This window comes from Faecalibacterium prausnitzii, assembly GCF_003324185.1.
Taxonomy (GTDB): domain Bacteria; phylum Bacillota; class Clostridia; order Oscillospirales; family Ruminococcaceae; genus Faecalibacterium; species Faecalibacterium prausnitzii.
This window is the reverse complement of record NZ_PXUP01000012.1, coordinates 36691-50014: the sequence shown is the minus strand read 5'-3', so window position 1 is coordinate 50014 and position 13324 is coordinate 36691. Positions and strand designations below refer to the sequence as shown.

Below are 13324 nucleotides of genomic sequence, written 5' to 3'. Positions count from 1 at the left end.
GGCGCATCACAGCCCGATTTTTAAGATTTATGAGGTGTGACCTATGTCCCTTGTTGAAAAACTTTTTGGCAGCTTCTCTGACCGAGAGCTGAAAAAGGTGAACCCCATCACCAAACAGGTGCTGGCGCTGGAGCCCAAGTATCAGGCCATGTCCGATGCCGACTTACAGGCGCAGACTGCCATGTTCAAGCAGCAGCTGGCCGAGGGCAAAACGCTGGATGATGTCCTGCCGGATGCCTTTGCCGTCTGCCGCGAGGCCGCATGGCGTGTGCTGGGCATGAAGCACTTCCCGGTGCAGGTGACCGGCGGTATTGCCCTGCACCGCGGCGATATTGCCGAGATGCAGACCGGTGAGGGCAAGACCCTTGTGGCTACCCTGCCCGCCTACCTGAACGCCCTGACCGGCGAAGGGGTGCACATTGTTACCGTCAACGACTATCTGGCCAAGCGCGACAGCGAGTGGATGGGCAAGCTCTACCGCTGGCTGGGGTTGACTGTCGGTCTGATCGTGCAGGGCATGGACGGCGACGCCCGCCGGGCCGCCTACAATGCCGATATCACCTACGGCACCAACAATGAGTTCGGCTTTGACTACCTGCGCGACAACATGGTGACCTACAAGGCCAACATGGTGCAGCGCGGCCACGCCTACGCCATCGTGGACGAGGTGGACTCCATCCTGATCGATGAAGCCCGCACCCCCCTGATCATCTCCGGCCGCGGCGAGGACTCCTCCAGCCTGTATACCCAGGTGGACCGCTTTGTGCGCACCCTGCACAAGAGCGTGGTGGTGGAGCTGGAAGATAAGGTCTCCACCGATGAGCAGGCCGATGGCGATTACGTTGTGGACGAAAAGCACAAGACCTGTACCCTGACCGCCGCCGGCATCAAAAAGGCCGAAGCCTATTTTAAGGTGGAGAACCTTGCCGCCGCCGAGAACATGACCCTTGCCCACCACATCGATCAGGCCATCAAGGCCTACGGCGTGATGCAGCGGGATATCGACTATGTGGTCAAGGACGGTCAGGTCATCATCGTGGACGAGTTCACCGGCCGTCTGATGATCGGCCGCCGGTACAACGAGGGTCTGCATCAGGCCATCGAGGCCAAGGAGGGCGTGAAGATCGCCGCCGAGAGCAAGACGCTGGCCACCATCACCTTCCAGAACTACTTCCGTATGTACAAAAAGCTGTCCGGTATGACCGGTACCGCCCGCACCGAAGCCACCGAGTTCACCGAGATCTACGGCCTGAACATCGTCAGCGTGCCCACCAACCGCCCGGTGCAGCGCAAGGACTACCCGGACGCCATCTACAAGACCGTGGAGGGCAAGTACCGCGCCGTCATCGAGCAGGTAATGGAGTGCCACAAGAACGGTCAGCCTGTGCTGGTGGGTACTGTCAGCGTGGAAAAGAGCGAGATCCTCGCCAAAATGTTACAGCGCCATACCCGGGATTTCAACGTGCTGAACGCCAAGAACCACGAGCGCGAAGCCGAGATCGTAGCGCAGGCCGGTAAAAAGGGTGCCATCACCATCGCCACCAACATGGCAGGCCGTGGTACCGATATCATGCTGGGCGGCAACGCCGAGTTCATGGCAAAGGCTCAGATGCGCAAGGAGCACTTCTGCGAGAACCTGCTCAACCCCGACACCCCGCAGGACGCCGACCCGGCAGCTGTGGAGCTGCTGCTGACCGAAGCCAACGGCCACGGTGAGACCACCGATGCCAACATTCTGGCCGCACGTCAGCGCTTTGACCAGCTGTACGCCCAGTACAAGCCCGCCATTGACGCAGAGGCCGACGAGGTGCGCGCCGCAGGCGGCCTGTTCATCATTGGCACCGAGCGCCACGAGAGCCGCCGTATCGACAACCAGCTGCGCGGTCGTGCCGGCCGTCAGGGCGACCCGGGCGCTTCCCGCTTCTACCTGAGCCTTGAGGACGACCTGATGCGCCTGTTTGGCGGCGACCGGGTGTCCAGCCTGATGAACACCCTGAAGATCGACGAGGATACTCCCATCGAGAACCGCATGATCACCAATACGCTGGAAAGCGCCCAGAAGAAGCTGGAAGGCCGCAACTTTGAGATCCGTAAAAATGTGCTGAAGTACGACGACGTGATGAACCAGCAGCGCGAGATCATCTACGGGCAGCGCCGCAAGGTGCTGGACGGCGAGGACATCAGCACCGAGATGCACAAGATGCTGCGGGAGAACATCGATTCCAGCTGTGCCCAGTTCCTTTCCGGCGATGTGAAGGACGAGTGGGATTTCGGTGCCCTGCGCCGCCACTATCAGGGCTGGCTGACCACCGATGCCGACTTCCACTATACCGTAGCCGACTTTGATAACCTTTCCCAGCAGGGTATTGCAGATATGCTGTACGACCGCGGGATGCAGATCCTGCAGGCCAAGGAGGTGCGCTACGGTGCACCCGTCATGCGCGAACTGGAGCGCATCTGCCTGCTCAAGTGCGTAGACCGCCAGTGGATGGACCACATCGACAACATGGACCAGCTGCGGCAGGGCATCGCGCTGCGCGGCTACGGCCAGAAGGACCCGGTGGTGGAATACCGCATCGAGGGCTTTGATATGTTCGACCAGATGGTGGATTCCATCCGGGAGTCCAGCGTCAAGATGCTGCTTACCATCGAGCTGCGCGCCGCCGGTTCCGCCCCCAAGCGTGAGCAGGTGGCAAAGCCCACCGGCGAGGGGTTTGTGCCCGGCAACGGTGCACCCGGCGTCAAGGGCAGCCCCAAGGGTCAGCCGGTGCGTGTGGTCAAAATTGGCCGCAACGACCCCTGCCCCTGCGGCAGCGGCCTGAAGTTCAAAAAGTGCACCTGTGCCCAGTACCACCCGACTGGCAATAACGGCGGGGAAGAATAACCGTAAGGCAAAGCCCTCCCTGCCGTGGCCGAGAGGGCTTTCCGCATAAATTCAGAGGGAGTTGATTTTACAATGATCGCACCGGAAAAACTGTTGGAAACCGCCAAGGCGCTGGAACCGCAGCTGCAGGAATGGCGGCGCACACTGCACCGTCACCCGGAGGTGGGCTTTGACCTGCCCCAGACCAAGGCACTGGTCAAAAAAGCGCTGACCGAGATGGGCTACACCCCGCAGGACTGCGGCAAGTGCGGCGTGGTGGCGCTTGCAGGGGGCAAACGCCCCGGCAAGGTGATCCTGCTGCGGGGCGACATGGACGCTTTGCCCCTGCAGGAGGAATCCGGCGAGGAGTTTTCCTCTGAGCTGCCCGGCAAGATGCACGGCTGCGGCCACGATATGCACACTGCCATGGTGCTGGGCGCAGCCAAGCTGCTCAAGGAGCATGAAGACGAGATCGAAGGCACGGTAAAGCTGGAGTTCCAGCCCGCAGAGGAGATCTTTCAGGGCTCGCTGGATATGATAAACAGTGGCCTGCTGGAGAACCCCAAGGTAGACGCAGCGGTCATGTTCCATGTGCTGGCCGGGATGCCCCTGCCCGCCGGTATGGTGCTGGTGCCGGGCGGCGGCATCACCATGGCCAGCTGTGAGCAGTATCACATCGTTGTGCACGGCAAGGGCGGCCACGGCTCCATGCCCAACGCCTGCATCGACCCCATCACCGCAGCGGCGCACATCCACATTGCCCTGCAGGAGATCAACAGCCGCGAGCTGGACCCCGCAGGCTTTGGCGTGTTCACCACCGGCCGGTTCGAGGCAGGCAAGGCTTCCAACGTCATCCCGGATACTGCCGATATGTGGGGCACCATCCGCACCGTGGACCCGGAGCAGAAGGTCAGTGCCCTTATCCATCAGCGCATGACCGAAATTGCGCAGGGCGTGGCCACCGCCTACCGCTGCACCGCCGAGGTGGAGTTCAGCGATTACTGCCCCTGCATGGTGGTGGACACCCCGCTGGCGGGTAACGCCCTGACCTATATGACCGAGTTGCTGGGCAAGGGCGCTATGGATATGACCCCGCTCACCGGCGGCAAGCCCGGCGGCGGCAGCGAGGACTTCGCCTTTGTCAGCCACGAGGTGCCCACCGTGAGCATGTTCTTAGCTGCTGGCAACGCCAAGGAGGGCTACACCTACGGCCAGCACCACCCCAAGGTGCGCTTTGATGACAGCATCCTGTACCGCGGCACGGCAGCCTACACCTATATGGCGCTGCGCTGGCTGGCAGAGCACCAGTAAAATTGCCCCACAGAACGCCGGGCAGGAGGAAAGCTATGAAGCAGGAGCTGATGGATGCCATTCAGGAAACACCGGTCATTGCGGCCGTCAAGGACGATGCCGGGCTTTGCAATGCGCTGACCAACGAGAACATCCGGGTGGTATTCGTATTATACGGAGATATCTGCAATATTGCCTCCATTGTGCGCCGCATCCACGAAGCCGGGCGCTTTGCCGCAGTGCATGTAGACCTTATCGCAGGGCTTGCTGGTAAGGAGGTGGCGGTGGACTTTATCCGCAGCACCACCGAGGCCGACGGCATCATCTCCACCCGGCAGTCCTTCATCCGCCGTGCCAAGGAGCTTGGGCTGGCCGCCATTCTGCGGGTATTCCTGCTGGATTCCATCGCACTGGAAAGCTTGGATAAGATTCCGCCAAATCTGCCGGACTGTCTGGACCTGCTGCCCGGCACCATGCCCAAGATCCTGCGCCGGGTGTGCGCTACCGCCAAAGTGCCGGTGCTCGCCGGCGGCCTTATTGCTGATAAAGAGGACGTGATGGCCGCGCTGGAAGCCGGAATCACTGCCATTTCCACCACCAATCAGGCGGTATGGGATATGTGACCCGCATTCTGCGCAAAAGCAACCGGTGTTTTTTGTAAGGGTTTCACAAAAAGTGCAAAACACCTTGCTTTTTGTGCAGGGACAGGGTATCATAAGAGTAAACAAGTGCTGTTTGTTTCAGGAGATATGAGCGAAACGGACAAGGGCAGTTGCCTTTGTTTTGGTTCGCTCTTTTTTTGTGCCATCAACAGCTGCCCAGCTCCCGACGGGCCAAGGCAGAACGGACAGGAGGAAAAGAACAATGTATGATGTAGCAATCATCGGCTGTGGCGTCATCGGTGCCGCTACCGCCTACGCACTGTCGCGCTACGACAACAAGGTGGTCATTCTTGAGGCCGAGAACGATGTGGCAGACTGCACCACCAAGGCCAACAGCGCCATTCTCCACGCAGGCTACGACCCCGCCCCCGGCACCCGCATGGCACGGCTGAACGTGCGCGGCGTGGCGCTGGCAAAGGAGATCTGCGCAAAGCTGGATGTCTCCTATAAGCAGTGCGGCTCGCTGGTGCTGGCACTGGACGAGAAGGAACTGCCCCATTTGCAGCATCTGTTCGAGAACGGCACCGCAAACGGCGTGCCCGACATGAAGATCCTTTCCAAGGAAGAGACCCTTGCCATGGAGCCGAACCTTTCTGAAAAGGTCTGCGGTGCACTGTGGGCACCCAGCGCCGCCATCGTGAACCCGTGGGAGTATGCACTGGCCATGACCGAGGTGGCGGTACGCAACGGCGTGGAGCTGCGCCGCAGCTGCAAAGTGACCAATGCCGAAGCCATCGAGGGCGGCTACCGCCTGACCGTGCCCGGCGGCACGGTGGAGACCCGCTGCGTCATCAACGCTGCCGGTATCTGGGCAGACAAAGTACACTCCATGGTGGAGCCCGCCAACTTCCACATCATTCCCACCCGGGGCGAGTACTATCTGCTGGACAAGAGCGAGGGCACCCGTGTGAGCCACGTCATCTTCCAGTGCCCCAACGAGCTGGGCAAGGGCGTTCTGGTGGCACCCACCGTGCACGGCAACCTGCTCGTCGGCCCCAACGCAGAGCCTGTGAAGGGCAACGACACCTCCTGCACCAGCAGCGGTCTGGAATTTGTCAAGGCCACTGCCCAGCGCAGTGTGCCCAGTATCAACTTCGGCGAGTCCATCCGCAGCTTTGCAGGCGTGCGCGCCAATCTGGACGTGGACGATTTTATCATTGGCGAAGAGCCGGAAGCACCCGGCTGGATCGATTTGGCCGGCATGAAGAGCCCCGGCCTGTCCGCTGCCCCGGCGGTTGCGGAGGAAGCCGTTGCCATCCTGCAGCAGCGCGGTGTTCTGGGCACAGAAAAGGCCGACTACAAGGACGGCCGCCGCCACATCCGCTTCAAGGAGCTTTCCGCAGAGGAAAAGGCAGCACTGGTCAAGGAGCAGCCCGCCTACGGCCGCGTGATCTGCCGCTGCGAGACCATCACCGAGGGCGAGATCTTGGCAGCTCTCCACAGCGAGGTGCCTGCCAACACCATCGACGGCGTCAAGCGCCGCGCCGGTGCAGGCATGGGTCGGTGCCAGGGCGGTTTCTGCGGCCCCCGCGTGCTGGAGCTGATCAGCCGCGAGCTGGGCATAGACCCCTTGGACATCCTGCAGGACAAGGACGGCTCGAACGTTCTGCTCAGCGAAACGAAGGTAGGAGGAAAGAACAATGGTTGATCTGGTCATTATTGGCGGCGGCCCTGCGGGCCTTGCTGCTGCCTGCAAGGCATGGGAAAGCGGTCTGCGCGACATCCTTATTCTGGAGCGCGACAAGGAACTGGGCGGCATTCTGAACCAGTGCATCCATAACGGCTTTGGTTTGCACCGCTTTGGCGAGCAACTCACCGGCCCGGAGTATGCCGGGCGCTTTATTGAGATGCTCAAGGACACCGGCGTAAAGGTGCAGCTGGACACCATGGTGCTGGAAGTGACCCCGGACAAAAAGGTGCACTGCGTCTCCAAGGAGCACGGCTACCAGATCATCGAAGCCAAGAGCATCATACTGGGCATGGGCTGCCGCGAGCGCACCCGCGGTGCCATTGGTACCCCGGGCACCCGCCCTGCCGGTGTGTACACCGCCGGTGCCGCACAGCGCTATGTGAACATGGAAGGCTATCTGGTGGGCAAGCGGGTGCTGATCCTCGGCAGCGGCGACATCGGCCTGATCATGGCCCGCCGCATGACCCTTGAGGGCGCAAAGGTGCTGGCCTGCGTAGAGGTAATGCCCTACTCCGGCGGCCTGACCCGCAACATCGTGCAGTGTCTGAACGACTTTGATATTCCCCTGTATCTCTCCCACACCATCGTGGATATTCAGGGCAAGGACCGCGTGGAAAAGGCCATCGTGGCTGAGATTGGCCCCGACCGCAAGCCCATCCCCGGCACCGAGATGGAGTTCGATGTGGACACCATTCTGCTGAGCGTGGGTCTGATCCCCGAAAACGAGTTGACCAAACAGGCCGGCATCGAGATGGACCCCCGCACCAAGGGCGCCATCGTGTACGAAAACATGGAGACCAGCATCCCCGGCGTGTTTGCCTGCGGCAACGTGGTGCAGGTGCATGATCTGGTGGACTTTGTTTCCGGCGAGAGCGAGCTGGCCGGCGCAGCCGCTGCCAACTATATCCAGAACGGCCCTGTGGCTGTGGGGCGTGTGCTGACCGTGAAGCCCGGCGCAGACCTCGGCTACACCCTGCCGCAGCGCATCCGTCTGGAAGGCGTGGAAAAGAGCACCAACGTGTCCTTCCGCGTCCGCCGCATCTGCGGCAAGAGCACCATCCTTGTCAAGAGCGGTGATACGGTGATCGCACGCTTCAAGCGTGACCGCCTTGCCCCCGGCGAGATGGAGCACATTGCCCTGCCCAAAGTGCTGCTGGACAGAGCCCCCATGGACGAAGTGACCATTGAGATCGAGGAGGCATGAGCGAGATGAAAGAAGTAATTTGCACCTGCTGCCCGCAGGGCTGCCATCTGCAGGTGGATGAAGCCAACGACTATAAAGTGACCGGTAACGGCTGCCCCAACGGCATTGCCTACGGCAAGGAAGAGCTGACCCACCCCACCCGCATCATCACCAGCACCGTGCGCGCCAAGGGCTGCCTGCACTCCCGCTGCCCGGTCAAGACTTCCAAGCCTGTGCCCAAGGGACAGATGGCCGAGGTAGTCGCAGCGCTGGACAGCGTGGTGCTGCACGCTCCCATCCATGTGGGCGATGTGGTGCTGACCGACGTCTGCGGCACCGGGGCTGACATTGTGACCTGCCGCGATATGGCATAAGCACTCCCCTTTTTACACAAATAAGCAAAGCAGCCGCTGCATCTTACCGTGCAGCGGCTGCTTTGCGTGTGGGGAAATCCCCTATTTTCAAATGATTCTTTCCGCTGAATATGGCCGGAACGCAGTGCAGGCCATTCGTTTTCTCAACCTTTCAGCGGCATGATGCTCTCCGGGGCGGCACACAGATACTGGGGCGGCTCCGGGGCGGCGGCAGAAAGGCTGGTTTTGCCCACCTTCCACCACAGCTGCGCCGTACCCTCCGGCGAGGTGCAGATGAGGTTCCAGTCAAAGGGGTTTTCACTGGTGGAGACCGCCTTTACCGGGATGGCGTTGGGCGCATCCGTAGCGCAGGGCGTAAAGTCGTGGGCGCGGATGCCCACGGCGGTGCAGCCCGCCGGGACGGGCAGCGTCAGCCGCAAGGTGGTGCCCCAGCCGTCCATCCGGACGGTGCGGCTGTCCAGCGGGGTGCAGGGCAGAATGTTTTTGCAGCCGGTCAGCCGCGCGGCGGCGATGCTCTGCGGGTCGGCAAAAACCTCTTTTGTTCTACCGGCGCGCAGCACCTGCCCCTCGTTCAGCACGATCATTTCTTTGCAAAGGCGGTAGGCCTCGTCCCGGTTGTGGGTCACCAGCAGAGCGGTGCCCGCAAAGTTTGCCAGCAGGCTGCCTACCTCGCCCTCTACCTCTTCCCGCAGGTAACTGTCCAGCGCACTGAAGGGCTCGTCCAGCATCAGGATGCGGGGCTTGCCCACCAGAATGCGTGCCAGCGCGGCGCGCTGCTGCTGCCCGCCGGAAAGCTGGGCGGGATAGCGCTTGGCAAGCGTCTCCAGCCGCATGGCACGCAGCATTTCGGCGCAGGCAGCGCGGCGGGCGGCGGGGTCTTTTTCTGCCTTCAGACCGCAGAGGATATTCTGTTCTACGGTCATATTGGGGAACAGGGCGTAGTTCTGGAACAGCAGCCCCACGCCCCGCTGCTGCGGCGGCAGGTCGATGTGCTGCGCACTGTCAAACAGCACCCGCCCGTCCAGCACGATGCGTCCGCGATCCGGCTTTAAAATGCCTGCAATGCACCGCAATGTCATGCTTTTGCCGCAGCCGGAAGCGCCCAGCAGGGCGGTGGAGGTGTTGCCGGCGGTAAAGGCGGCGCGGAGGGTGAAGCCGTCCAGCTTTTTTTCAATGTTGACTTCAAGGCTCATTTCCGGGCACCCGCTTTCTGTTTTTTCTCCAGCAGGTTCACAGCCAGCAGCACCACCGCCGAGATGGCAATATCCACCAGCACCCACCGCATGGCACCCAGTTCATCGTTGGTGCGCCACAGCTGGTAGACTGTGGTGGCAATGGTGGCGGTCTTGCCGGGGGTGTAGCCCGCGATCATGCTGGTAGCGCCGTATTCGCCCAGTGCCCGGGCAAAAGCCAGCACCGTGCCCGCCAGAATGCCCTGACGGCAGGCGGGCATCCGCACCCGCCAGAAGATCCATGTATCGGACTGTCCCAGCGTCTGCGCCGACCACGCCAGCGTTTCGTCAAAGCTTTCAAACGCGCCGCGCGCGGTGCGGTACATCAGTGGAAATGCCACCACGATGGAGGCAAAGATGGCGCTGTACCAGTTCATGACCAGCTTTACCCCGAAATGCTGCATGAAAAAGATGCCCAGCGGCCGCTTTGCGCCGAAGAGCAGCAGCAGAAAGTAGCCCACCACCGTGGGCGGCAGCACCATGGGCAGGGTGAGCAGCACATCCAGCACACCCTTGACCACCCGAGGCAGACGGGCGATATAGTAGGCTGCAAAAATGCCAAGAAAGAACACCGCCGCGCAGCTGATCAAAGCAATGCGCAGGCTGTTCCACAACGGATACCAGTCCATGTCTGCTCCTTTATACGGCGCTGAAGCCCACGCCCTCGAACACGGTCATGGCCTTGTCGGTCTGTAAGTAAGCCAAAAACTCCTTGGCAGTCTCGGCGTTGGGGGCGGCCTTCAGTACGGCGGCGGGGTAGATGACCTGACCGCACATTTCCTTGGTGGCCTCGTCCACGGGGGTCAGACCGGCGCTGTACGCATCGGTGCAGTAAACGACACCTGCATCCACACTGCCTTCGGTGACCTGTGTGGTCACCTCCTTGACGTTGGAGCCGTAGGTGATCACGCCCGCAGCAGCCAGCGCAGCCTCGTCCAACTGGTAGTAGGTAAGGATCTTCTGGGTATACTGTCCCACGGGCACATCGCTGTTGCCCATGCAGAACAGGATATCCTGTGCCTTCAGGTGCTCGGCCAGTGCGTCAAAGCTGTCAATGCCCTTGTCGCTGCCCTCTGGCACGCAGAGCACTACCTTGTTTTCCAGCAGGTTCACACGGCTGTCGGCATCCACAAAGTCAAGGCCGTCCTTGTTCACATCGGCAGAAGCGGTGATGTCCAGCTGGTTCATCTGCTTCTGACCGGCAGAGATGAACAGATCGCAATCCGCGCCCTCTTGGATCTGGGTCTTGAGGGTGCCGGAAGAGTCGAAGTTGAACCGGAAGGTCACCTCCGGGTGCTCTGCCGTGTAGCTCTCACCGATAGCGTTCAACGTCTCGGTGAGAGAGGCGGCGGCAAACACAATCAGCTCCACGCTCTGGGCTGCTTCCGAGGAAGCGGCGGCAGAGGAAGCCACGGACGATGCTGCGCTGGAAGCAGCACCGCCGCAGGCGGTGAGGGCAGCGGCTGCACCGGCCATACCGGCAGCGGCCAGAAAACTCCGGCGGGAAATGCGATGGTCGTTCATCTCTGTTTCTCCTTACTTTAAGTAAAAAAATAGTATATTTATACGCCCAGTCAAGGAAAACAGGGCAAGAAACCTTACTTACGGGCGCACTCGCCGTCCAGACCCGCGGCGATGCGTACTCCGTGCTCCAAGCTGGGCAGGATGTACTCGAGGTTCTCCTGCACTGCCTTAGGGCTGCCCGGCAGGTTGACGATCAAAGTCTTGCCGCGCAGCACGCTGACGCCGCGGCTCAGCATCCCGCGCGGGGTGATGCTCAGGCTGTGGTAGCGCATAGCTTCGGCAATGCCGGGGGCGTTGCGGTCGGCCACAGCGCAGGTGGCTTCCGGGGTGATGTCACGGGGGGAGAAGCCGGTGCCGCCGGTGGTAAGCACAAGGTTCACCTGACGGCCGTCTGCCATGCGGATGAGCTGCGCTTTCAGCGCCTTGGCTTCGTCCGGCAGGATCATGGTCTCCTCCACCACATAGCCTGCGGCGGTGAGCATTTCCACAATCAGCGGGCCGCTTTTATCCTCCCGCTCACCACGGCTGCCTTTATCGGAAAGGGTGATGACGGCGGCACGCAGGGGCGGGTTTTCCAGTGCGGGCAGCAGGGTCACCTCGTCCCCTACATGGATCTCGCCGCCGGTCAGTACCCGAGCAAACACGCCCTCGTGAGGCATGATGCACTCGCCGGTCTGCTGCTTGATGACGCAGTCGTTGTGGCATTCTTTGCCGATCTGGGTCATTTCCAGCACCAAATCCCCGATGGCAAACCGGCTGGTCACCGGCAGATTGCGGAAATCGAAGCCCTCGATGACCAGATTTTCACCGAAGGCACCGTAGTCCACCCAGATCTTCTTGCGGAAGGCCTCGATCTTTTCGGCGCTGAGCATACTGACCTGACGGTGCCAGTTGCCGCCGTGGGCGTCCCCCACGATGCCCCATTCCGGGGTCAGGACGGCGCTGGGCACCTCAGTTTTTACGGTGCCCCGCTTGGGGCTGGTGCAGATTGCCAGAAGCTTACCCATAGTTATTTATCCTCCAATGCGATACATCCCGCGGGTAGCGGGCATGGAACTGTCGTTAAAATGGTGTTCCCGGGGTTTTGCCCAGATGGTCTCCCGGATAGCGGCCAGCAGCTGCGCATCGTCTGCGCCGCTGCGCAGCAGGGTGCGCAGGTCGCACCCGGTCTCGCTGGCAAGGCAGGGGCGCAAAAAGCCCTGACTGGTCAGCCGTACCCGGTTGCAGGAAGCGCAGAATTTGCCGTGCACCGCTGCAATAAAGCCGATGCTGCCCTGCCAGCCCGGCACGGTGTAGTACACCGCCGGGCCGTCGCCCAAGGCGTGCTCCTGCGCAGTGGAAAGGGGCGCAAGCTCCGGCCAGCGCCTGGCAAACCGCGCCCGCAGTTCCGGGCCGGAGATGCAGGGCATGGCAGCGCCGTAGCCGATGGGCATCATCTCAATGAAGCGCACCTGCAGGGCGTTGTCCTTTGCCAGCGCGGCAAGCTGTTCCAGTTCGCCCTCATTGACGCCAGCCTGCGGCACACAGTTCAGCTTGACCGGCAGGCCGCTTTCCAGCGCCGCCTGCAAGCCCGTCTGCACGGCGGCAAAATCGTCCCGGGCGGTGATCTGCCGGAACACCTCCGGGCGCAGGGTGTCCAGACTGATGTTCACGCTGTCCAGCCCGGCGTCCAGCAATGCGGGCAGCTGCTCTGCCAGCAGCACGGCGTTAGTGGTCAGGGTGACCCGCCGGATGCCCGGGGTCGCTTTAAGTCCTGCCACCAACTGCGCCACGTTCTTGCGCACCAGCGGCTCGCCGCCGGTCACCCGCACGGTGTCGATGCCGCACTGGGCAAACAGCGCGGCCAGACGCAGAAATTCTTCGTAGGTCAGCACAGCTTCCCGCTCCAGCTTTTCCACGCCGTCCGGCATACAGTAGCGGCAGCGCAGGTTGCACAGGTCGGTCACCGACAGGCGCAGATAATGGATCTCGCGCTGGTAACGATCAAACATAGCCGCCCTCCGCCCGGATATAGTGGCCGCTCTTGCCGCCGGTCTTTTCCACCAGATGGATCTCGCCCAGCTCCATGCCCTTGTCCACGGCCTTGCACATATCATAGATGGTCAGCAGCGCGGTGGAAACACCGGTCAGCGCCTCCATCTCCACGCCGGTCACACCACTGGTTTTTACGGTGCACAGGGCTTCTACCGCCTGCCGCTCGGGCAGCAGACGGAACTCGATGCCAGCCTTGGTCAGGGGCAGCGGATGGCACAGGGGGATCAGCTCGCTGGTGCGCTTGGTGGCCATGATGCCTGCAATGCGTGCCACGCCCAGCACATCGCCCTTTTTCACGGTGCCGCTCTGCACGGCGGCAAAGGCCTCGGCGTTCATGGTAATAATGCCGTGTGCAGTAGCTTCCCGGGCGGTGACGGGCTTTGCGCTCACATCCACCATCACGGCGTTGCCGGCGGCATCAAAATGTGTCAGATTATTTTCGTTCATAAATCTATTTTAACTCCCGCAGTTT

At 61.5% G+C, this 13324-nt stretch carries 12 protein-coding genes; 6 read left to right on the top strand and 6 right to left on the bottom strand.

Annotation, left to right across the window (positions count from 1 at the left end; all coding sequences use genetic code 11):
• Positions 1-43: 43 nt before the first annotated feature.
• The 6 genes from secA (at position 44) to C7J97_RS09385 (ending at position 8062) form a co-directional block, all read left to right on the top strand.
• Positions 44-2884, top strand: a complete 2841-nt coding sequence (gene secA / locus C7J97_RS09410) for a preprotein translocase subunit SecA (protein WP_113992867.1) — start codon at positions 44-46, stop codon at positions 2882-2884.
• A gap of 72 nt (positions 2885-2956) precedes the next feature.
• Positions 2957-4174: a M20 metallopeptidase family protein gene (locus tag C7J97_RS09405; protein WP_113992866.1), complete on the top strand. Its 1218-nt coding sequence runs from the start codon at positions 2957-2959 to the stop codon at positions 4172-4174.
• 35 nt (positions 4175-4209) lie between these two features.
• Positions 4210-4776, top strand: a complete 567-nt coding sequence (locus C7J97_RS09400) for a glycerol-3-phosphate responsive antiterminator (RefSeq protein ID WP_113992865.1) — start codon at positions 4210-4212, stop codon at positions 4774-4776.
• A gap of 241 nt (positions 4777-5017) precedes the next feature.
• A complete protein-coding gene (locus C7J97_RS09395; protein WP_113992864.1) occupies positions 5018-6463 on the top strand; it encodes an NAD(P)/FAD-dependent oxidoreductase in 1446 nt (481 codons plus the stop codon).
• On the top strand, positions 6456-7709 hold the full coding sequence (locus C7J97_RS09390) for an NAD(P)/FAD-dependent oxidoreductase (RefSeq protein WP_113992863.1): 1254 nt from the start codon (positions 6456-6458) through the stop codon (positions 7707-7709). Before C7J97_RS09395 ends, C7J97_RS09390 begins: the two co-directional genes overlap by 8 nt.
• Before the next feature lie 5 nt (positions 7710-7714).
• Positions 7715-8062, top strand: a complete 348-nt coding sequence (locus tag C7J97_RS09385; protein WP_113992862.1) for a DUF1667 domain-containing protein — start codon at positions 7715-7717, stop codon at positions 8060-8062.
• Between the two features lie 143 nt (positions 8063-8205).
• Here the strand turns inward: C7J97_RS09385 and C7J97_RS09380 are convergent, their stop codons facing one another.
• From C7J97_RS09380 to moaC, 6 genes are all read right to left on the bottom strand, one after another.
• Positions 8206-9255, bottom strand: coding sequence for a sulfate/molybdate ABC transporter ATP-binding protein (locus tag C7J97_RS09380; protein WP_113992861.1), 1050 nt, complete (start codon positions 9253-9255; stop codon positions 8206-8208).
• The gene (gene modB / locus C7J97_RS09375) at positions 9252-9923 is read right to left on the bottom strand and encodes a molybdate ABC transporter permease subunit (RefSeq protein ID WP_113992860.1); all 672 of its coding nucleotides are present in this window, start codon (positions 9921-9923) and stop codon (positions 9252-9254) included. Before modB ends, C7J97_RS09380 begins: the two co-directional genes overlap by 4 nt.
• A 10-nt stretch (positions 9924-9933) precedes the next feature.
• Entirely contained in the window at positions 9934-10818 is an 885-nt protein-coding gene (modA, locus tag C7J97_RS09370; protein WP_015536827.1) for a molybdate ABC transporter substrate-binding protein, read from the bottom strand.
• 74 nt (positions 10819-10892) lie between these two features.
• Positions 10893-11825 (bottom strand): MOSC domain-containing protein, encoded by a 933-nt coding sequence (locus C7J97_RS09365; RefSeq protein WP_015536828.1) that lies wholly within the window; start codon positions 11823-11825, stop codon positions 10893-10895.
• A gap of 6 nt (positions 11826-11831) precedes the next feature.
• Entirely contained in the window at positions 11832-12809 is a 978-nt protein-coding gene (moaA, locus tag C7J97_RS09360; protein WP_015536829.1) for a GTP 3',8-cyclase MoaA, read from the bottom strand.
• The gene (gene moaC / locus C7J97_RS09355) at positions 12802-13299 is read right to left on the bottom strand and encodes a cyclic pyranopterin monophosphate synthase MoaC (RefSeq protein WP_112121872.1); all 498 of its coding nucleotides are present in this window, start codon (positions 13297-13299) and stop codon (positions 12802-12804) included. The genes moaA and moaC overlap by 8 nt, the downstream gene beginning before the upstream one ends.
• Positions 13300-13324: the final 25 nt, after the last annotated feature.